Below are 19,743 nucleotides of genomic sequence, written 5' to 3' on the forward strand. Positions count from 1 at the left end.
ACGATGAAATACCTAGGCGCCCACGTAAGCGCAGCGGGCGGTGCAGACCAAGCCGTTACCCGCGCCGTGGAAATCGGAGCAACGGCGTTTGCCCTGTTCACCAAAAATCAGCGTCAGTGGAAAGGCAAACCGCTTACCGACGAGGCCATTTTGGCGTTTAAACAGGCCTGTAAAAGGCACGGCTTTGGCCCTGAGCAGATTTTACCCCACGACAGCTACCTGATTAACTTGGGCCACCCTGAAGCGGAAGGGCTCGCAAAATCCCGCGCAGCGTTTTTAGACGAAATGCAACGCTGCGAGCAACTGGGCCTTACGCTACTTAATTTTCACCCCGGCAGCCATTTAAATAAAATCAGCGAATCCGATTGCCTTAAGCGGATTGCCGAATCGCTCAACGAAGCGCTCGCCCACACCCAAGGCGTAACAGCGGTTATTGAAAACACCGCAGGCCAAGGCACTAATCTTGGCTGGCGCTTTGAGCATCTTGCGGAAATCATCGAACACGTCGACGATAAAGCCCGCGTTGGTGTCTGTATTGATACCTGCCACGCCTTCGCGGCAGGCTATGACTTACGCACCGCCGAGGCTGCCCAAAACACGCTGAATGAGCTTGGCAACGTGGTGGGCTTTGAGTTTTTGCGGGGCATGCACTTAAACGATGCCAAAAGCGCTTTTGCCAGCCGCGTTGACCGCCACCATAGCTTGGGTAAAGGCAACATTGGGCTCGCGGCGTTTACCACTATCATGCAGGATGCGCGCATTAGCGGTATTCCCATGATTTTAGAAACCGTTGAACCCGAGATCTGGGCAGAAGAGCTTAACTGGCTGCGCGCTCAGGCGCCGGAAGCCGCACCCGGTAGGTAGTGAATCACATCGTGAAAGCGTAGCCGCGTATCGCTGTTATTACGCATGGCGTGGGGTCTGTCGGCAAAAAAGCGCAGCCCCTCGCCTACGCGAAGAGTTTGCCAACGCTCATCAATGCGCAGCTCCATTTCTCCTTCCACCACGACGATATGCTCCACGACCCCGCTTGCGTGGGCTGATGATTCACTCATCGCACCGGGTGCTAGCTCAATCATAAACATTTCAAAGCCCAGCAGCGGGTCGTAAGGGAACAGCAACCTCGCCTGCATTCCCACGCTATCCTCGCCCCATACCGACTCCCAGCCGTCCCGGTGCAGCTCGCCCAGCGCAGGCTTATCCCCGTCAAATAGCCGAGAGAACGAGACTTTAAAACCACTGGCGATCTTCCAAAGGGTAGACACCGTCGGGCTGGATTCCCCCCGCTCAATCTGACCTAACATGGCTTTGCTTACCCCGGTAGCCCCAGCAGCACGGTCTAGGCTCCAGCCGCGCTCTTTACGCAGTTGTTTAACGGTTCCCGCGATATGTTCTGCAATAGTCGGGAGTACGTGTGCCATATGGCTCTCCTTTGATGGAATATGGCTAGTTTACCGGCTACTCGCACCTGCGGCACGGGGCGTTCGCACCTTTACTGCCACCGCTGTTACTCTGCCTGCGTTTGGTATCAACCATGAAGTTCCCCCAGGCAGTAACATGCACAACTGAAAGGAGTGAGCGGCGTCAAGCAACAGGGCGCTACAAAACCCTTCAGGCCTCTATTGTGCGTTATGACGCACAGTGATAACCTTGCGCTTTGTGCGCTATAACGCACAATCTTATACGCAAGTGAGGTTGCCCCATGGAAGCGCCAAACTCTACGGCCTCTAAGACCGTCCCCTCCTTAAAAAGCGCCTTTTGGCGCGACATGAGCCTTTCGACCGTTACCGCAGGTTGCGTTGCGGTCATCATTGGCTACACCAGCTCCGCAGCCATTATCTTTCAGGCAGCTGCCGCTGCGGGTGCGAGCGCGGCGCAAATCAGCTCGTGGCTGTGGGCGCTGGGAGTAGGCATGGGGCTTACGTCATTAGGGCTTTCTCTGCGCTACCGCATGCCGCTTTTAACCGCGTGGTCTACTCCAGGGGCGGCGTTTCTGGCCACTAGTCTTCCCGGCATTCCTATCGAAGAGGCAATCGGGGCATTTTTATTCTCAGCGCTACTCATCACCCTGTGCGGGGTAACGGGACTGTTTGAACGCTTAATGCGTCACATCCCCAGCGCTATTGCTTCCGCGATGCTAGCCGGGATTCTGCTGCGTTTTGGGCTAGAGCTTTTTAACGTGATGGAACGTCAGTGGCTGCTGCCCCTGTCCATGTTAGCTGCCTGGGTGGCGGGTCGCCGTTTGTGCCCAACGCTTGCGGTACCTTGCGTGCTGCTCACCGGCATACTAGTTGCCGTGTTTCTTGGGCAAATAAATTTGCAGGGACTGCCACTCACCCCTGCAACACCGGTATTCACGGCCCCTATTTTCAACCCCTCAACGCTGATTGGCATTGGCATACCCCTGTTTGTGATCACCATGGCGACTCAAAACCTACCCGCGATGGCAGTGCTAAGAGCAGCAGGTTATCGGCCTAACAGCTCGCCATTAATTGGTTTCACGGGCGTTGCCACCCTGCTTCTCGCGCCCTTTGGCGGCTATGCGCTTAATATGGCGGCTATCAGCGCGGCGGTATGCATGGGGCCAGATGCGCACGCAGATCCGCAGCGTCGCTACACAGCTGGGGTCGCAGCGGGCGTACTGTATATCCTCATGGGCATTTTTGGCGCCACGGTCACCGGCATTTTTAATGCCTTACCTAGCGTATTAGTGATGTCGCTAGCAGGTATTGCGCTACTGAGCACACTAAGTAGCGGCCTCGCCGGCGCCTTTGAGAGTAGCGAACAGCGTGATGCTGCTATTGTCACGTTTCTGCTTACCGGGTCAGGCATTTCACTGCTGGGAATTGGGGGCGCCTTTTGGGGACTGGTGGCAGGATTAATCGTGCTGAAATTTACCACGATCAGAAAAGCTAGCGCTGTTAAGACGCTTTGAACGAAAACGCCCCTAGCCGTTAGCTACGGCTAGGGGCGTTCATTGAAGCGCTTACATGGTGGCTAAACGCTCCTCATCCAGCACGCCTGACATCCTAATCATCGCAAGCGCTTCATCTAAGCTATCCACTTCTTCAATCATGACCAGCTCACTTTCCAAACTAACGGGCTGACCCGCTTTATCCGACAGGAGCTTCTCAAGTGACGCTACATCCATCGCATCATTCAAATGATGCACATCTACCGATGCGCTACTATGGCTGGGCAGATAGATAGTGCCATTTGAGAAATCAACTGCATACGCAATAACACCCGGCACAATAAAGAACAGCAAACCAACGCCGTTCGCGATGGCAACTACCGGGTCTACATCGCCACTTAACTGCCCTTTTCGTTCAGGATGAAAAAGTGTTCCACACCCACTGAGTGCTACGATGGAGACACCTACCATCGCCCCCGCTAGCCAACGGCGCAATGCTTGCTGCATGAAAATTTCCTCACTGTTCTAACCTACCGATAGCTGGTGGCAATGCCACATGAGACACCAATTGACGATCGCTATCGAGCCAAAAATCTGATCAAGCTTAGCACAATTTAACCTAAGCGTTGCTAAGCGAAAGAGTTAGGATTTTGCCGCCTTACCCGCTTAGCCGTACAATGCCGGATTCAACGCTCGATTAAGCGCTACGTTCGACACAACGATTCAGCATCACCGCTACTAACCAAGGAATGCTCACGCCCATGCGCGCCAGCCAATTATTGATTGCGACATTAAAAGAAACCCCGGCCGACGCTGAAGTCATCAGCCACCAGTTAATGCTGCGCGCCGGGATGATCCGCCGTCTCACCTCGGGCCTGTATACCTGGCTGCCCCTGGGGCTACGCACCCTGCGCAAGGTGGAAGCCATTGTTCGCGAAGAGATGAACCGCGCCGGCGCCCAAGAAGTATTAATGCCCGCCGTTCAGCCTGCCGACCTATGGCAGGAGTCGGGCCGCTGGGAGCAGTACGGCCCTGAGCTGCTGCGTTTAAAAGATCGCCATGACCGCGACTACTGCGTGGGGCCTACCCATGAAGAAGTTATCACTGACCTGGTGCGTAAAGAGATCGCCAGCTACAAGCAGCTACCGGTGAACTTCTATCAGATTCAAACCAAATTCCGCGACGAGATCCGCCCACGCTTTGGCGTGATGCGCTCGCGTGAATTCATCATGAAAGATGCCTACTCCTTCCACCTGGACGAAGCCTCGCTCAAAGAGACCTACCAAGGCATGTACGACGCCTATTCACGTATTTTCACCCGCCTGGGCCTCGACTTCCGCCCGGTGATTGCCGATAACGGCTCGATTGGCGGCACAGGCTCTCATGAATTCCACGTGCTGGCCGACTCCGGCGAAGACGATATCGTCTTCTCCAACGCATCTGATTACGCTGCCAACATCGAAAAAGCTGAAGCGCTGCCCGCACCCTTAGGCAGCAACGTTGAACGTGCGGCCCCCAGCGAAGAGCTGCGTTTGGTTGATACACCGGATGCCAAAACCATCGCCACGCTGGTAGAGCAGTTCAAGCTGCCCATTGAGAAAACCGTCAAAACGCTGATGGTTCACGCGGCGGAAGGCGGCCTCATTGCGCTGCTGGTACGCGGCGACCACGAACTCAACGAAGTCAAAGCGGAAAACCTGCCTCAGGTAAAAGCCCCGCTAACCATGGCCAGCGAAGAGGAAATTCGTGCCGCTGTGGGTGCAGGCCCGGGTTCTTTAGGCCCAGTCGGTTTAGAAATGCCGATCATCATCGACCGCAGCGTTGCCTTAATGAGCGACTTCGGCGCGGGTGCCAACGTCGATGGCAAGCACTACTTCGGCATCAACTGGGAGCGTGATGCTGCCCTGCCCCAGGTCGCTGACCTGCGTAACGTCGTAGAAGGCGACCCGTCACCCGATGGCCAAGGCACGCTCTCGATCAAGCGCGGCATCGAAGTCGGCCACGTATTCCAGCTTGGCCAGAAGTACTCCGAAGCGATGAATGCCAGCGTGCTAGGCGACAACGGCAAAACCAGCCACCCGTGGATGGGCTGCTATGGCATTGGCGTCACCCGCGTGGTAGCCGCTGCTATTGAGCAGAATCACGATGAATCCGGGATCATCTGGCCCAACGCCATCGCACCGTTCCAGGTCGCACTTGTCCCCATGAACGCGCATAAATCTCAGCGCGTGCGTGAAGAGTCTGAGCGCCTCTACCAAACGCTGACCGCCGCTGGTTTAGATGTACTGCTGGATGACCGCGACACCCGCCCCGGCGTGAAGTTTGCCGACCTGGAACTAATGGGCGTACCTCACCGCTTGGTCATTGGCGACCGTGGCTTGGACAACGGCGAACTGGAGTACAAAGGCCGTCGCGATAGCGAAGCGACGATGATCCCTGCTGAGAAAATTGTCGATTTCCTGCGTGAGCAGGCGGGCCTTATCAACGCAGAGTAAGCGGGACCATGTCACTGAGATTGCCGTGGCAGCGTTTACAGCGCAAGCGGCTACATGTGAAAAGCGTAAGTCAGTGGATACTAGTGGGCAGCCTTGCAACGGCTGCCCACCCTATACAAAGCGCCGCCGAAGAACCGCTGCGCCTAACGTTTGAAACCGCTGATCAACAAACGCCCCACGCTCAGTGGCAGCTGCAGCAGTGGCGCAGCCGAATGGATGCGCCGCTTGCCCGCTTTATCGCATCGCCTGAACGGCGCCACACGCTGCTGACTCGCCTTTACCGTGAGGCGCGGTTAGCTGGGCTACCCCCCGAACTGGTGCTGGCGTTAATTCAGGTAGAAAGCGCCTTTAACGCCGATGCCGTTTCATCTGCCGGTGCCGTCGGCTTAATGCAGATCATGCCTTTTTGGGTAGAGGAGCTTGGCCTACCCATGGATGACCTTACCGAACCGAACCGCAACCTGCGCTACGGCTGCACTATTTTGGCCCACTACCTGGCCGTTGAACGGGGCGATTTCACCCGTGCACTGGCGCGCTACAACGGTAGCCTGGGGCAGACCTGGTATCCTGAGCGGGTGCTGAAAACATGGCGTGACTATTGGCGCTAAGCAGTAGATAACGGCTCGCACGCCTCATGAATTAAACCGACGTGATCCAGATTAGCCAGCAGCTGCGCCATATCACGCTTTATCTGCATCAATCCCACCCCGCCAAAGAATTCGTCTAGCGTTTCACTCACATCTTCCAACGTCAGCGGCTCGTTTTTAAGCAGTTCCCAAACGGCACGGCTGGTCGCGTTCATACGATGAACATCCCCTCCCGATTGCCCAATGACAAATAGCTCGTCGCCAACTAGCCACTCGCATGCCCCCGCGCTCGTTTGCCAACAACGCGCGTCATCAAGTGAGAGCGCAGCGCATGTAGGATGACGACACTCGGCGCCCATGGGCTGCGTTGCAGGCGTGTCAGCTTGAAAGGGCTGCCCCTGCCACCGCTGAGTTAGCCAAACGGCTGCCTCATAAGCATCGGGATAGCGCAGTAAAAAACAGGGCAGCTTCTGCAGAATGGGAAGAAAGCGTTCAATCAACGCTTGGTCTGGCTCGTGTTCCGCAAAATTCTGCTGCAACAGCTGCCAAAGACCATCCCCCGGCTGCAAGCGCGTTAACTGAGGGCTTGATAGTGAGTGGTCACGATCAATCAACAAAATAGCACCCAGCGGACGCTTATCACCATGCGCAGCTAAACGAGAAGCGGGCAGCCGCAAATAGCCATAGCGCTCATCAAAGGGGCCAAGATGGCAGGCCACAAAGTGCTGAAAGTCGGTGGCCAGCGTTTCAGGCAGTGGCAGCCGAAGCCGGGGCGCAACCCCCAAAGCAATGCCCTCACCCTGCTGATTGAGCGCCAGCACATCGTCGCCGAACACGCGGTAGCCAGCGGCTGCAAACGCGGATGTTAACGTGCTCTTACCCGCCCGATGAGCATCTGGAAAAATCACCAGCTGGCCGTTAATTTCCACAGACCCGCAGTGCAGGCCAACGAGTTCTGGATGCTTACGTAAAAATGCGCCAGCGACATCGGCAATGACACTACACGCAGTCCCTACCGGCGTATCCAGCAGCATGCCTTTGGGTAGCGCTGGCGCTTCCTGCCAATACCCTTCCGGATGGCGCCAAACGCAAATATCAGGCGTCGCTTTCTGCGCCACACAAGACGAGAGGGGCCAGCCCAGCATTGCTTGACGAAGCGTAGGCAGTAATGGCTCTGCCTCCACTAAGCGTAAACAGGGGCCGAGACCTTCCAAGGCATAATCGTTGAAAGCGGCTGATGTAAGCACGGCATCCTCCTACCAGCGTGGCAATAAGCGGCTAAGGCGAATTTCGATTACCCCACCACTGTCGAAGCGCGAGGGCCGGGGACGATCGTAGCGGGAGTAGTGCGGACGTTTATGCCGTGGCCGAGAATAGCTAGGACGGGAATAGCTAGGACGGGAATAGCTAGGCCGCGAGTAGCTAGTACGTGAGTAGCGGGCCTCTGCTTGATTCAAGGAAAGTAGCGTAGGGGCAACGTAAAGCGCAGCAGCGCCTAGCCCTAAACGTGCTAGTACTTGGCGGCGCGAACGACGCTTTGTGAGTAGATCATCCGTCTCGTTACTCATGATGTTTCTCCAGTCTCGGCTAGACAACAGATTATCGAACACTGTTTCTGAAACAACTTTAAGCCCTGTCCTGCAGAAGACACCATACGGTTGGGACGACTTCCCTATTATTTACTCTTTTTTAACACTCTGTGAGTACATCGTTAATGCGATAACATGACTTTTCAGTGCAATAACGACATGATAAGACACTACAGTTGACGTTAATTAGGTCTATCGCCATGCCCCTAACGCGTAAAACGATGGGTCTACGCCATGTTGCATGGCCGCTCATTACTCTTGCCGCATTATTCAGCGTTCACACTAACGCGGCTACGGTGAACGTTATCGATACTGACGGCTTCCCGTTAGAGCATGCAGTGATCGAAGTCTACATTGAGCGTGCAGCCTCACCAGCACCCGCTGAGAAAAACATCATTCAACGGGATGCCGCTTTCCACCCTACTGTCACTACGGTCCCTACTGGCAGCTATGTCGCATTTCCAAATGAAGACACCACGCGACATCATGTATTTTCGTTTTCTGAGGCTAAACCCTTTGATCTGGAACTCTTTCTCAATGAAACGCCGCCGCCTATTCACTTTGATCAACCGGGTGTAGTGGTGTTGGGGTGCAATATTCATGATCAAATGCAGGCATTTATCGTGGTGAGCGATGCTCCCTATGCTGCGCTCACCCAGGGTGACGGCACGCTCAACCTGCCTATGCTACCGGAAGGCTCACATCGTATGCGGGTATGGCATAGTCGTATGGATGATAGCCAAAACGTTTGGTGGGAAGGTGAGATCCGTCATGAAGACAATATCACCGTTGAACTAGAACTCAATGCGGTGCCGCGACAGCCGCCCACGCTGTCGCCTCTGCAGCAGCGTTTTCAAAATGCTACGCACAGTCACTAACTGAGGTGACCATGCGCTTTCGCACTCGTTTAACACTCGTACTGTTGACGGTTGTTATCATTTCGCAACTTGCCACTGGCGCTGCCTTTTTACGCGCTACCCAAAATGATGCGCTTGCGAAAGGCCAGCAGCGTTTAGAGGTTGGCGCCCGCGTTTTTCAACAGTTGCTCGACATTCGTGGTGAGCAACTCCGGGATAATGTCGCGATTTTAGCGGATGATTTCGGGTTTAAAAGCGCGGTGGCCACTCAAGATACCGCAACGCTCTACTCCGTACTCGCCAACCACGGCGACCGTGCCCAAGCCGATATGGTGATGCTCAGCGATTTGAGCGGCAATATGCTGGCTAGCAGTCACCATGAGCAACAAAGTGAGATGCCATTTCCTGAGCTATTTCAGCGTGCTCGGCAAACAGGGAGCGGCGTTGGCGTAGTCATTGACGACGGCCAGCCCTATGAGTTTGTGCTGTTACCGATTCGCGCTCCTAACTTGATTGGCTGGGTAGGTATGGGGTTTTTAATCGATGAAGAGGTGACCCAAGAAATCAATGCCCTTACCGGACTAGAAGCGGGCATCATCACCTACGATTCCGCTGGCGACGTGCGCTATTTGGCGAGTTCTAACCATCAGCAGCTCGCCATGCCACAGGTGAATATCAATGGGGAACAACAGAGAAGCGGCAACTTGACTCGTGGCCAGACGAGCAACGACAAGCGCTATCTGTCCTACTCATCGCCTCTACTTACCGACGAATATTACCAATCATTTGTCGTCATTCAGCTTTCCCGCGATGAGCTGCTAAGCGCCTATAGCCGACTTCAATGGCAACTACTGGGCATTGTGGCTCTCATATTAGTCTTAACCTTAGCGGTGGCAGCGTGGAGTGCCCGCAGCATTAGTAGGCCGCTGATGGCCCTGGCGCAGGCAGCCAAACGCATTGGCCAGGGAGAGCGTGTCGAACGTATTCCAGCAGGCGCTACTGTCGCTGAAACCCACCAGCTAGCGACCACACTGCTGTCCATGCAGGAAGATATCGCCAAGCGCGAAGCGACACTTTTGCATCAATCACGCCATGACCGTTTGACTAACTTACCCAATCGAACGAGCGCGTTTGAGGATATCGAGCAGCGTATCAAGCAGGGCCAAGCGTTCACCCTTTTACGCCTCTGGATTAAAGATTTCCGCAGCATCAACGATACATTTGGCTACGAGCTAGGCGATCATTTCTTGGTTAGCCTCGCTCAGCGCATGCACAACCTGCCCTCACCCACTATGAAGGCATACCGCTTGGACGGCGACGAGTTAATGCTCATGATTCGCCAAAACGCGCTTGAGAAACACCAGCGAGAAGAGATCATGGCGCTTATCAGCGGGCCCATCAGGCTCGATAATTCTTTTATAACGCCTTCGCTAACCACAGGAGAAGTCAGCCACCCCACCCATGGTGATAGTGCCCATCTACTGCTTCGTCGATCCGACATCGCGCTTGATCAAGCACGGCGCCTGGGTCACCACCACAAACGCTATATTGAAGGCCAAGACGAACAGCACCTTCGCCAATTGATGCTTATCCGAGACCTGCAAAATGCGGTGGATAACAGCGAGCTATGGATGGCGTACCAACCCAAAGTGGACACCGCTACTGGGCATGTTTGCCAATTTGAAGCGCTCATGCGCTGGCGGCACCCGACCCTTGGGTTTGTGCCTCCTGATGAGTTTATCGGCTTGGCCGAGCGCTCGGGTGATATTGGGTTGCTAACTAAATGGATGCTAACGGACGTCTGCCAGCAGTTGCACGCCTGGAAAAACGACAACTTCCATCTCTCTGTGGCAATCAACTTGTCGGCCAGTGACGTCGCTGACCCAAGCCTTCCACAGCATATTCACGAACTGTTAGAGCACTACGGTTTAACAACCGACCAATTAGCCCTTGAAGTGACCGAAAGCGCCGTAATGCAGGATGTTGAAGCCGCGACGAAAACGCTGATGGCGTTAAGCCAGTTAGGGCTGAAAATTGCTGTTGATGACTATGGCACCGGCTATTCATCGCTTGCTCAGATCAAACGTCTGCCGGTTGATGAGCTGAAAATCGATAAATCGTTTGTCCTAAAACTCGATGCCCAGCAAGAGGACCTCACGATTGTCCGCTCGACTATTGAAATGGGCCACAATCTAGGCCTTAAAATCGTCGCGGAGGGGGTGGAAAACAGCGCTAGCGCTTTGATCTTGAATCAACTGCGCTGCGACTATCTTCAGGGTTATTGGATTGCTAAACCGATGCCCGCCGAAGATATTACTCGCTGGCTGGGCGCGTTCAAGCCGCTGCAACTCGCCTCAACGGCCACTTACTAATAAACAAGGGGACAACATGCGCAATACCGGCCTATTGATGCAGCGCTTCTTGCTGGCGTTTGCCGCGCTTAGCACTTTGTGGCTGGCAGCGCCCAGTGTGGCGGGTAGCCGTATTTTAGGCACCGGTGCAGTCAGTGCCATTGAGGGCGCAGCCGGCGGTGGATTATCGCCCTGGGCCGTCCTGACCAGCACCGCTAGCGATACCGAAATAGGCGTTACAGCGGCTGCCACGCGGGCTTGGGTTGATGATTACCAGCTCACCGTCACAGGGGCCAGCGTCAACCTATACGATCGACTGGAGCTATCCATTGCCCGCCAATCCCTCGAACTCTCTACTTTGGGTGGAGAGCTTGAGCAGGATATTTATGGAGCTAAGGCCCGGCTATTTGGCGATGTACTCTACCACCCTCTGGGCATCTGGAGTGTCGGCGTGATGCACAAGCGATTGGTAGATGGCAGTGTACCCACCGCATTGGGGGCTGATGATGTGAGCGGCACGGATGCTTACCTAAGCGCCAGCAAACTGCTGTTTAAAGCTTTTTTAGGTCGCAACGTTCTACTCAACGGCACGCTGCGTAATACGGCGGCAAATCAAGGCGGATTGCTTGGGTTTGGTGGCGACCAGGGCGGTCGCTCATGGATGGCAGAGGGTAGCTTAGGCGTGTTTATTACCCCTAACTGGATAGTTGGCACTGAGTATCGCCAAAAACCCAATAACCTCGGCGTGGCGAAAGAAGACGACTGGCAAAGTGTTTACAGCGCTTACTTTTTTAACAAACACCTATCCGTGACGGGCGCATGGCTTGACCTGGGCGACATTGCGGGGCTGCCTTCCCAACGCGGTGGCTATTTCTCATTACAGGCGGCGTTTTAAAGCGCTTTACACCTCCCCCTTATGCGCAAACAGCAAGGAGCTGCCATGAAGTATCAAGCCTCTACTGCACGCCATCTCTTCACCATCATGGCACTTACCAGCCTGCTGCTCACTGGCTGCGCGCAACCCCACCCGCAAGCCACGCTCTACGACCGTATGGGTGGACAAACCACAATTGATGCGGTGGTGGAAAACCTGCTTTACCGCATTGCCGATGACAACGACATCGTGGGCTACTTTGTGAATAGCAATATTGACCTATTTGCCGAATCGCTGGCGACTCAGCTGTGCGATATCAGCGATGGCCCCTGCACTTACGACGGCCCGCCCATGGACCGCGCCCACCAAACGATGGGGATTACAAACGCGCACTTTAACCGGGTGGTTGAATATCTTGATGCCGCAATGCAGGAAGAAGGCGTCAACCTCGCCGCCCGCAATGACATGCTAGGCCGCTTAGCGCCTCTCTACGATGACATTATGCGCCTGCGCTGATCTGCCAGCCATCACGACCTGCCGCTTTCACGCTATACAGCGCTTTATCAGCCGTTTCATAAGCGTACGCGAAGGTTGTTTCAACCGCTATAAAGCGCACAGCGCCTATGCTGAGCGTTACCTGTTTGTTTTCTGGATGGGCGGGGTGGTTAAACTGTTCAGCCGTCAGCCCCGTTATTAACGATTCACAGTACTGCGCTAGCTCGGTGTCATCAGCACACGGTAACACGGCAGCAAACTCATCACCGCCTAGCCGATACAGCTTAGCCTCCGTGCCTAACTGCTTTTTCAGCAGGCTGGCCAAACGACGCAATAGCTGATCGCCCGCAGGGTGGCCCAGTTCATCGTTGTACTGTTTGAAGAAGTCGATATCTACCAAAATCAACCCAAGGGGCTGGTTGGCTCTTGCCATAACCTCTTGATGTAGCGCGCTGCGGTTGCCAATCCCGGTGAGCGGGTCACGCATAGCTCGCTTCATCCAGGCAATTTTTTGCTCGGTAGCACGCTGCGTCCGGCGCAGTTGGCGCTCATGCATCACCCAAAAAAGTAACCCCATGATGAAAATGGTCATACTGGAGTAGATAAGCATTTGGCTATGGCGTCGGGTACTTTCCGAGAAGTTATTAATCACCATACCCCGGCGATCTAACTGATCCATTTCAATGTGCGTTAGGCAGTTAATAGGCTCTAACAGCTCACGCGAGGCAGCTAATGGTGAAAGCGCATCTTGCGTGAGACGCGAGGTAAGCGAACCCACCGTCGTGACACTCGGCCCCGTGCAAGCATACTCTTGATGATAAACGCTCACGTCCATCAACCCATAGGCGAGATCCAGATTCAATGAAATCGCCTCAATGTTCTCCCCACTCATTGGCTGGTCGTTGAGCAGCGTTTGCTGGGCATTTTGTAGGTAAGCGCGAGAGCGAGTAGCCAATTGCTGGCCTGTTAAGCTGCCTGTTTGGCTAAAGTAGGCCTGGATTTCTGGATACACCCAGCGCGATTCATAAACAATCAGCATCATCAGCGCCATAAAGCTCATCAGGCTTAGCGAAAGCCACGTGACGTAACGGCGTCTTACCCAGCCTGGTTTTTCAGCGGATTCAGGCGATTTTACAGGCTGATTCGCACTCACCATCTGGCCTCTATGCTACGAATCATCCAAACCCAGTCATTAAATTCACGAAGTGAGTTGACATCGCGCGTTCCGTAATCTCGCTCGACCAAGCGAAACGGCCCGCGAGAGCGAAGTGACAGTGGTTCGCCATCCTCTTCAACAATCATGAACCAATTGGGGTCATCCCACCCGCCGAGCGTGACGCTATAGTCATCCCAGGCTGTGAAATATAGCTCAGGAGGGATATCGCCAAACTGCTCAATCAGGAAATCGCGGAACTCAAAGCCACGCATTTCCACGTCTCGTCCCTGGTAAGGATCAAAAAGCGTAAAGGTGGTTTGTGCCTGCTGGAGTAGCGTTGCGACCGGGAGTTGACGGGTATCACCGCCGTTGATGAGCGTTAACGCTTGCGCATGAACACTTGCTAATGGAAAAACGATCAGCAGTGGTAACAAAGAGGCAAAGCCCGCTTTTACCTGCTTTCTAAAACGTTGAGTAAATACAACGCATAAACGAGCAGCGGTCATGGAAAGGAGTTCCCTAATGGCAAGTATTGTCTACAGTAAAAGTACTATACCAGAGCATGACGACTATCGTTTTCAACGCCTATTAACTTAAGACGAAAAGACGGACAAACAAAAAAGCCGGCCCAAGTGGGCCGGCAACAGGAAGCTTACTCGTAAAAGCAAGCCCCCTCCCCTGACGACGGTAACAACCGATAAGACTAAGGCTTTTTACGCTCATCCTTACGAAGATGGTCGCGGATAACAAAGCCAGCCCAACCGATCATAAATGCAATCACTAACGCGATAGTGACTAAGCTAAAAACGACAGTATCATCCCAGTACATGGCTTCCCCTCCCGCCGTGATATATGCATTCATCCTACGGGGTTAACGGAGGGGGAAACTGACCTGGGTCAAGCTTTTAAGATGGCTCAACTAGGACCGGTAAAGAACTTGACACACATCATTTCTAAGGATGCTAAGCACTTGGTTAGCTCGGTAGCCGCACTTAGGGAGGTGGCTTACCTATAACGTCACAGCACTTTGTCTCAGTACTTTGTCTCAGCACGTTGTCTCAGCGTTTTGTCACAAAACTTTGCGGTCTTCCACTTTGCTGTGCTCGGTACCCGGTGGTAACGGGTGACCCTTGGCTAATTCTGCCCGGGTAGCCTCTCTTACGTCTAACACGGTTACTTGGTAGCGAAGGGTATGTCCTGCCAGGGGATGGTTGGTATCCACCGTGACCTGCTCACCGTCAATACTCAGCACCGTGACAATTTGCGGCCCGGCTTCTCCTTCGGTTTGAAATCGGCTACCGGGTTCAATCTCAGCGCTTCCAAACGACGCTCGGCTTACCTCTTGCACCAAGTCATCATTGCGCACTCCGTACGCTTCGGCGGGGGCTAACGTGACACGAAGCTCTGCTCCTGCCTCTTTTCCCTCTAGCGCACGCTCCAGGCCAGGTAGGATATTATTGTGGCCGTGTAGGTACTCCAACGGCGTACTACGCGCCTGGGAGTCATCCAACACGTGGGTACTACCATCGTGAAGTACGTCGCTGAGTACATAGTGTAAGGTCACTACCTGATGTGCCGTAATCGACATGGAAAACTCCTCTCCGGTAAGCTGTGGGCGTTGTCATGGAGTGCTAACCATGAACCCTGAGCCTAGTCTAACACCGACCGGTTTTTGAGCGGGCCTCGACACTGACGTTTTCTTTTTTGGAGTGTATGACTACATGCCCACCCCGACGCCCCAGCGCAGTTGGTTGGCGGCGCTTGGTATTTACTGCCGAGCACCTGTGATCACCATGCTGTTTTTAGGCTTTTCCGCTGGCCTGCCGTTTCTTCTGGTATTTTCCACGCTATCAGCCTGGCTACGCAGTGACGGTGTAGAAGTGGCCGCCATCGGCTTTTTTGCCTGGATTGGTATGCTCTACTCGATCAAGTTTTTTTGGGCACCGATTGTAGATCGTTTAGCGCTTCCGCTACTAACCCGCGCATTTGGCCAACGCAGGGGCTGGATGCTGCTGGCCCAGGGCATGATTGCCGCTGGGTTAGTCGGTTTGGCAGGTGTAGACCCCGTAGGTAACTTAGGCTGGGTAGCAGCCTTTGCCCTTTTGGTGGCGTTTGGCTCCGCAACGCAAGATATCGCCATCGATGCCTACCGAATTGAGTCCGCTGATGACGATGTTCAAGCGGCGATGGCCTCTACCTACATCATTGGCTATCGAGGCGGGCTGCTGGCGGCCGGGGCCGGTGCGCTCTACGTGGCCTCGGCAGTATCATGGAACGCAGCCTACCTCACTATGGCTGCGCTGGTAGGCATTGGCGTGCTCACCGTGCTAATTCGCCCGGAGCCCAAACGCGCCTCGTTAAGCGTGCAATTAATTCATGAACCCAAAGTGCGAGCGTTTATTCGTGCCAGCCGAGGCAAGCCCAAAACGCTGCGTCGTTTAGGTGCTTGGGGGATTGGAGCGATTGTCTGCCCTTTTACCGACTTCTTCCGCCGCTATGGTGTGAAGGCGATGGGCATTTTGGTCTTTATTGCGGTGTTTCGCATTAGCGACCTTGCCATGGCCTCCATGGCGAACCCGCTCTATATCGACCTTGGCTTTTCGCTGGCAACGATCGCCAATGTTACCAATATTTTTGGAATTGCCATGAGCATTGCAGGGGGCATACTGGGCGGGCTGCTAGTAGCCCGTTACGGCATTGGCCCGCTGCTCGTGTTTGGTGCGGGTTTGGTAATGGTAACCAACCTGCTGTTTGCAGCTCTTGCTGTGATTGGCAATCAAGTGCCTATGCTGGTGGTAACGATTATAGGCGATAACCTCGCCAATGGGCTTGCCAGCGCGGTGTTTATTGCGTTCCTCTCTAGCTTAACCTCGCGGGCCTACACGGCCACACAGTACGCGCTATTTTCGTCACTGATGACGCTGCCGGGCAAATTCTTGAGCGGATTTGGCGGCATTGTGGTGGGCGACCAGGGCTATGCCACTTTCTTTGTGGTAGCCACACTGCTCGGCTTACCCGCGATTGCGTTAGCGATCTGGATAAGCCGAGATAAGCAGCTAGTCCCTACCCCGCTCGCTCAGGCTAGCTAGCCGCCTGTTAGCGGTGATGATTAAGCCACTCCAGAGCGCCTGGGGTGGTGCGCCACTGGTCACGCATTAGCGTGCGGTACTGCCATGCCTCTGCCCGGGAGCCAGGGTCAACCTGGCCATCGGCATAGGGCATGGAGGGCCTTGGGCTTTCAGCACACAGCAGCTCAAGCGCATAGCGGTTATGGGCAACAGCCTCTGCCAAAGCCGTTTCAGCGGCATCGCGATTCGCTAGGCGATAAAGCGCCAACGTGCGGCCCATCAATAGCCCTAATACCAGCGAGCCATCGTCTTTATGCGGCTCATCAGTCAGCGCTAGCGCTTCTTCGTTGCGGTCATCTCTTAAAAGCTGGTCTAGCACTAGCTCTTTTAGACCCAGGCTATCTTCTTGGTCTATCGCCAGTAACTCTTCGGCCAGCTCGCGGGAGTGTTGCCGGGCACCACGCTCCATACCTACCACCAGCGCCAAGCCGGTACGTAACAGCATGGCATTATCCGCATCGTCCCAGCACAAACTGCCGTCACCGGCAGCGCGTGCTTGCTCTAACCAGCGGGAGAGACGCTGTGCCAGCGGCTCCAGCAGGCTTGGCGCCATCCACGGTAAGCTACCAAACCGGCTGGTGAGGGCAAGCGCTACGTCTTGCACTACTTGGGGTGCATCTAGCCACTCGGGGTGCGCGCACAGCGCCGACATCCACTCCACCGCGTTGCCCCAGGGGTCGTCACGGAAGCCAAGCGCCACCTCTTCATCCACCATCACTTGAAACTGCTCGTGCCAAGTCGCAAATAGGGTCTCTTCGCGAGCGGTGGTGGTGTAAAGCAGCTTCCCTGTTTCTGGATCGTGGTTAATATTCAGCTTAGGAGCGATAGGCAAGGCAGCTAACAACGCCTGCAGTGACACCAGGGGCGTGGCCATGTCCTCTTCAGCGCTTAGCAGCTGGTCGGCAAGGGTTGCACCGGGGTTTTCAGCCAGCGCGGCAAGAAAATCGAGCTGCTCTTCATCCAAATCGCCCTGACGCACCAAACGGCGGTACCAAAAATCAGCGCGCTCTTTGGCCTCACTCTCATGCCCTTCATGCAGCAGCAGCATCGCTTCAATGTAAGCCAGCGTCGGGGAGTCAGGCAGCGCTTGTTGCGCTTTCACAAACGCAGCGCGGGCGCTGTCTAAGTCGTCGTTATCCAGGTGCATTAAGCACAAACGCTCAAGCGCCACGCCGCGCAAAAACAGCGGGCCACGCTCCATCACGTCATCTAAAAGGTCGGCGCGCTTGCGGGTAAAACCACGTTCTTGATAAATATCCAAGAGGATTTCAAAGGCAGGCTCCGCCTGTTCGGGTAGGCGCGACCAGTCACTGCCATCAAACAGCGACTCAAGAATCTGCATGGAGCGCCCTGTTTGGCCGCCCTCCGCAGCGATCAAACCCGCTTCCAATAGCGCTTGGGCAGGGGCCTGCTGGCTCTCAAGCGCTGCTTTCAGCGTGGCGCCCTTCCACTCCCGAAGCGACAGCATCCACATCATCTGCTCGGGAATTTCCGTTGGGAATTCAACGCGGTAGCAACACTGTTTATATTTGCGCCCAGAATCGCACCAGCAGGGCTCGTTACGGCCCGGAGTCGCCAGCGGCTCACAGCCAAAGTTGAGCCGCTCTAACGGCGCTTGTGACCATAAAATGGGCGCGAGCGCCTGAGCCGTTGCGACATTGCCATTAAACGATTCTGCGCCCTTACCACGCACCCATGTCATAAAATCGGGGTAGTGTTCCTGCTGCCTGATGGCCGAGAGTGCCCCAGAGGCAAATCCCAGCAGTTGATCGACCCATACCGCCAGCATTGCCGCCTCCACTGTTGTAAGACTAGTGATTTTGAACATCCAATGGGCGCCCTTAAAAGCCCAATGGATCTTCAGAACCCAATTGAAAAGCGCAATAGTCTAACATGGGTGGCAATGTGATCGCAGCGGCAATCGTTAGGCCGAGCGGGCCCACTTTAGCAACGGTTCAGTGCGGGTGTGCATATCTAAACGCGCTTTAAGACGCACCAAGTTCCAGTAGTGGCCGTTCAACGCCCGGGAGAGTAGCAGCGTATCCGCTGGGGGTTGGAGGCGATCCATGGCGGCCCACACCTTCGGTGTCAGCTCCCGCAAACGACGATGCACCCGTACATCACTGAAGTCCTGCTCGCCGGGAGCGAATAGCGGCGATACGCAATCGGCGGACTCTTTATACAGCGAAAGTGGCGCGCCCTGCCCTTGGCGGCCCCCCATCTTCATCAAGGCGTCATCCATGGCCATCGGGTCTTGCGCCAGTGTGGCATCCAGAAGCTGCATCATGGCTTTGAGCCGCGCTTCAGGGACGGGAATCACGGCGCCAAAGTCGTAAATCACTAAGCGACCCTGGTCGTCGCAGGCAAAGTTCCCCGCATGGGGATCGGCATGCAGTTCGCGGTAGGTAAAGAGTTCTTCTGTAATCCAATCCGCCAGCGCTACGGCTACTTTTTGACGGGTGGCATCATCAGTACTCTCTAGATCGCGCAGCGGGGTGCCGTCTACAAAACGCATCGCCAATACGTGCTGTCCAGACAGCTCAAACAGGGGTTCAGGGATCACCAGGGCGGGATTGTCCTGGTAGCGCTCCCGGTAACGCGCCAGCGCCTCGGCCTCGGCATGATAATCCAACTCATCCCGTAGCCCGGCGGCTAACTCCTCAAAGAGCGCATCCAGCCGCGCTTGTGGGACTTTAAACCAGCGCCCCAGGCCCATTATTCGCCTCACTTGCTTGAGATCACTTTCTAACACTTCGGCAAGCCCGGGGTACTGCACTTTAAGCACCACGGTTTCACCTTCGTGGGTCACCGCTTTGTGCACCTGCCCCATGGACGCGCTGGCAAAGGGGCGCTCTTCTATGTTGCGAAAGTGCTGGTCAATATCGCCGTACTGTAGCACCAGCGCTTCGCGAATTTTCGGCCAAGGCATTGGCTCGGCTTGGCGCTGCAGGCGGGCAAGTTCGTTGGCGAGATCGGGAGGCAGCAGGTCATCCCACTGAGACATAATCTGCGCCAGCTTCATCGCCGGGCCTTTCAGCTCTGAAAGCCCCTCAAACAGCGCCTCACCCAAGGCCCGCCAATCCGCTTGGCCGCCCAGGCGCGTTTTTAACAGGGCACCCCCTGTGCGGGCACCCAGGCCCAGTAAACGTCGTGTTCTACCGCGCTCGCGCATGGAAACTGCCTCCCAATGGTTTGTGTCAGCTTACTCAATCCAGCAATTTTATACAAAAACTATACGCACAAAATTAGCGCGACACCTTTCAATCAGCTGTATACATTTTCACGCCTGAGCGCTCA

General features: G+C 55.0%; 19 protein-coding genes. 9 read left to right on the plus strand and 10 right to left on the minus strand.

The window, feature by feature from the left end; all coding sequences use genetic code 11:
* Positions 1 to 3: 3 nt before the first annotated feature.
* Positions 4 to 864, plus strand: coding sequence for a deoxyribonuclease IV (gene nfo / locus LG301_RS08765; protein WP_404470699.1), 861 nt, complete (start codon positions 4 to 6; stop codon positions 862 to 864).
* On the opposite strand, the gene LG301_RS08770 is transcribed toward nfo, so the two are convergent.
* Complete coding sequence (locus LG301_RS08770) at positions 834 to 1,421, minus strand: helix-turn-helix domain-containing protein (protein ID WP_404470700.1); 588 nt, start codon at positions 1,419 to 1,421, stop codon at positions 834 to 836. The two genes, nfo and LG301_RS08770, sit on opposite strands and share 31 nt — an antisense overlap.
* Before the next feature lie 347 nt (positions 1,422 to 1,768).
* On the opposite strand from LG301_RS08770, the gene LG301_RS08775 reads away from it, so the two are divergent.
* Positions 1,769 to 2,935 carry a benzoate/H(+) symporter BenE family transporter gene (locus tag LG301_RS08775; RefSeq protein WP_404470701.1) on the plus strand — a complete coding sequence of 389 codons (1,167 nt, stop codon included), beginning with the start codon at positions 1,769 to 1,771 and terminating at the stop codon, positions 2,933 to 2,935.
* A gap of 51 nt (positions 2,936 to 2,986) precedes the next feature.
* Here LG301_RS08775 and LG301_RS08780 read toward each other — a convergent pair whose 3' ends face one another.
* Positions 2,987 to 3,421 (minus strand): hypothetical protein, encoded by a 435-nt coding sequence (locus tag LG301_RS08780; protein WP_404470702.1) that lies wholly within the window; start codon positions 3,419 to 3,421, stop codon positions 2,987 to 2,989.
* A 254-nt stretch (positions 3,422 to 3,675) separates the two neighbouring features.
* On the opposite strand from LG301_RS08780, the gene LG301_RS08785 reads away from it, so the two are divergent.
* On the plus strand, positions 3,676 to 5,409 hold the full coding sequence (locus tag LG301_RS08785; protein WP_263068540.1) for a proline--tRNA ligase: 1,734 nt from the start codon (positions 3,676 to 3,678) through the stop codon (positions 5,407 to 5,409).
* Between the two features lie 8 nt (positions 5,410 to 5,417).
* Positions 5,418 to 6,017, plus strand: a complete 600-nt coding sequence (locus LG301_RS08790; RefSeq protein WP_404470703.1) for a lytic transglycosylase domain-containing protein — start codon at positions 5,418 to 5,420, stop codon at positions 6,015 to 6,017.
* Here LG301_RS08790 and LG301_RS08795 read toward each other — a convergent pair.
* A complete protein-coding gene (locus tag LG301_RS08795; RefSeq protein WP_404470704.1) occupies positions 6,014 to 7,243 on the minus strand; it encodes a PqqD family protein in 1,230 nt (409 codons plus the stop codon). The genes LG301_RS08790 and LG301_RS08795 overlap by 4 nt on opposite strands.
* A 9-nt stretch (positions 7,244 to 7,252) precedes the next feature.
* Complete coding sequence (locus tag LG301_RS08800; RefSeq protein ID WP_263068538.1) at positions 7,253 to 7,564, minus strand: hypothetical protein; 312 nt, start codon at positions 7,562 to 7,564, stop codon at positions 7,253 to 7,255.
* 221 nt (positions 7,565 to 7,785) lie between these two features.
* Between LG301_RS08800 and LG301_RS08805 the strand changes: the two genes are divergently transcribed.
* From LG301_RS08805 to LG301_RS08820, 4 genes are read left to right on the plus strand one after another with little or no spacing between them, the layout of a single operon-like run.
* Positions 7,786 to 8,463, plus strand: a complete 678-nt coding sequence (locus LG301_RS08805; RefSeq protein ID WP_404470705.1) for a Cupredoxin — start codon at positions 7,786 to 7,788, stop codon at positions 8,461 to 8,463.
* 11 nt (positions 8,464 to 8,474) lie between these two features.
* Positions 8,475 to 10,814, plus strand: coding sequence for a putative bifunctional diguanylate cyclase/phosphodiesterase (locus tag LG301_RS08810; protein WP_404470706.1), 2,340 nt, complete (start codon positions 8,475 to 8,477; stop codon positions 10,812 to 10,814).
* 16 nt (positions 10,815 to 10,830) lie between these two features.
* Positions 10,831 to 11,688 carry a DUF3034 family protein gene (locus LG301_RS08815; protein WP_404470708.1) on the plus strand — a complete coding sequence of 286 codons (858 nt, stop codon included), beginning with the start codon at positions 10,831 to 10,833 and terminating at the stop codon, positions 11,686 to 11,688.
* A 45-nt stretch (positions 11,689 to 11,733) separates the two neighbouring features.
* Entirely contained in the window at positions 11,734 to 12,183 is a 450-nt protein-coding gene (locus LG301_RS08820) for a group 1 truncated hemoglobin (protein WP_404470709.1), read from the plus strand.
* Here the strand turns inward: LG301_RS08820 and LG301_RS08825 are convergent.
* The 4 genes from LG301_RS08825 to LG301_RS08840 form a co-directional block, all read right to left on the minus strand.
* Positions 12,167 to 13,318, minus strand: coding sequence for a diguanylate cyclase domain-containing protein (locus tag LG301_RS08825; protein ID WP_404470710.1), 1,152 nt, complete (start codon positions 13,316 to 13,318; stop codon positions 12,167 to 12,169). The two genes, LG301_RS08820 and LG301_RS08825, sit on opposite strands and share 17 nt — an antisense overlap.
* Complete coding sequence (locus LG301_RS08830; RefSeq protein ID WP_404470711.1) at positions 13,312 to 13,824, minus strand: hypothetical protein; 513 nt, start codon at positions 13,822 to 13,824, stop codon at positions 13,312 to 13,314. The genes LG301_RS08825 and LG301_RS08830 overlap by 7 nt, the downstream gene beginning before the upstream one ends.
* A gap of 197 nt (positions 13,825 to 14,021) precedes the next feature.
* Positions 14,022 to 14,147: a cytochrome c oxidase subunit CcoM gene (ccoM, locus tag LG301_RS08835; RefSeq protein ID WP_263068528.1), complete on the minus strand. Its 126-nt coding sequence runs from the start codon at positions 14,145 to 14,147 to the stop codon at positions 14,022 to 14,024.
* Positions 14,148 to 14,387: 240 nt separating this feature from the next.
* Positions 14,388 to 14,906, minus strand: a complete 519-nt coding sequence (locus LG301_RS08840) for a peptidylprolyl isomerase (protein WP_404470712.1) — start codon at positions 14,904 to 14,906, stop codon at positions 14,388 to 14,390.
* A 133-nt stretch (positions 14,907 to 15,039) separates the two neighbouring features.
* Between LG301_RS08840 and LG301_RS08845 the strand changes: the two genes are divergently transcribed.
* Positions 15,040 to 16,407, plus strand: a complete 1,368-nt coding sequence (locus LG301_RS08845; protein WP_404470713.1) for an AmpG family muropeptide MFS transporter — start codon at positions 15,040 to 15,042, stop codon at positions 16,405 to 16,407.
* Positions 16,408 to 16,414: 7 nt separating this feature from the next.
* On the opposite strand, the gene LG301_RS08850 is transcribed toward LG301_RS08845, so the two are convergent.
* Positions 16,415 to 18,235, minus strand: a complete 1,821-nt coding sequence (locus LG301_RS08850) for an SEC-C metal-binding domain-containing protein (protein WP_404475212.1) — start codon at positions 18,233 to 18,235, stop codon at positions 16,415 to 16,417.
* A 135-nt stretch (positions 18,236 to 18,370) separates the two neighbouring features.
* On the minus strand, positions 18,371 to 19,618 hold the full coding sequence (locus LG301_RS08855) for an ABC1 kinase family protein (protein ID WP_404470714.1): 1,248 nt from the start codon (positions 19,616 to 19,618) through the stop codon (positions 18,371 to 18,373).
* Positions 19,619 to 19,743: the final 125 nt, after the last annotated feature.

The organism is Vreelandella venusta (genome assembly GCF_044809155.1).
GTDB classification, from domain to species: domain Bacteria; phylum Pseudomonadota; class Gammaproteobacteria; order Pseudomonadales; family Halomonadaceae; genus Vreelandella; species Vreelandella venusta_B.

What these genes read in the sequence shown, in the direction of transcription:
- nfo (WP_404470699.1), top strand. Translation starts at nt 4, where the DNA reads ATGAAATACCTAGGCGCCCACGTAAGCGCAGCGGGCGGTGCAGACCAA.
- LG301_RS08770 (WP_404470700.1), bottom strand. Translation starts at nt 1,421, where the DNA reads ATGGCACACGTACTCCCGACTATTGCAGAACATATCGCGGGAACCGTT.
- LG301_RS08775 (WP_404470701.1), top strand. Translation starts at nt 1,769, where the DNA reads ATGAGCCTTTCGACCGTTACCGCAGGTTGCGTTGCGGTCATCATTGGC.
- LG301_RS08780 (WP_404470702.1), bottom strand. Translation starts at nt 3,421, where the DNA reads ATGCAGCAAGCATTGCGCCGTTGGCTAGCGGGGGCGATGGTAGGTGTC.
- LG301_RS08785 (WP_263068540.1), top strand. Translation starts at nt 3,676, where the DNA reads ATGCGCGCCAGCCAATTATTGATTGCGACATTAAAAGAAACCCCGGCC.
- LG301_RS08790 (WP_404470703.1), top strand. Translation starts at nt 5,418, where the DNA reads ATGTCACTGAGATTGCCGTGGCAGCGTTTACAGCGCAAGCGGCTACAT.
- LG301_RS08800 (WP_263068538.1), bottom strand. Translation starts at nt 7,564, where the DNA reads ATGAGTAACGAGACGGATGATCTACTCACAAAGCGTCGTTCGCGCCGC.
- LG301_RS08805 (WP_404470705.1), top strand. Translation starts at nt 7,786, where the DNA reads ATGCCCCTAACGCGTAAAACGATGGGTCTACGCCATGTTGCATGGCCG.
- LG301_RS08810 (WP_404470706.1), top strand. Translation starts at nt 8,475, where the DNA reads ATGCGCTTTCGCACTCGTTTAACACTCGTACTGTTGACGGTTGTTATC.
- LG301_RS08815 (WP_404470708.1), top strand. Translation starts at nt 10,831, where the DNA reads ATGCGCAATACCGGCCTATTGATGCAGCGCTTCTTGCTGGCGTTTGCC.
- LG301_RS08820 (WP_404470709.1), top strand. Translation starts at nt 11,734, where the DNA reads ATGAAGTATCAAGCCTCTACTGCACGCCATCTCTTCACCATCATGGCA.
- LG301_RS08825 (WP_404470710.1), bottom strand. Translation starts at nt 13,318, where the DNA reads ATGGTGAGTGCGAATCAGCCTGTAAAATCGCCTGAATCCGCTGAAAAA.
- LG301_RS08830 (WP_404470711.1), bottom strand. Translation starts at nt 13,824, where the DNA reads ATGACCGCTGCTCGTTTATGCGTTGTATTTACTCAACGTTTTAGAAAG.
- ccoM (WP_263068528.1), bottom strand. Translation starts at nt 14,147, where the DNA reads ATGTACTGGGATGATACTGTCGTTTTTAGCTTAGTCACTATCGCGTTA.
- LG301_RS08840 (WP_404470712.1), bottom strand. Translation starts at nt 14,906, where the DNA reads ATGTCGATTACGGCACATCAGGTAGTGACCTTACACTATGTACTCAGC.
- LG301_RS08845 (WP_404470713.1), top strand. Translation starts at nt 15,040, where the DNA reads ATGCCCACCCCGACGCCCCAGCGCAGTTGGTTGGCGGCGCTTGGTATT.
- LG301_RS08850 (WP_404475212.1), bottom strand. Translation starts at nt 18,235, where the DNA reads ATGCTGGCGGTATGGGTCGATCAACTGCTGGGATTTGCCTCTGGGGCA.
- LG301_RS08855 (WP_404470714.1), bottom strand. Translation starts at nt 19,618, where the DNA reads ATGCGCGAGCGCGGTAGAACACGACGTTTACTGGGCCTGGGTGCCCGC.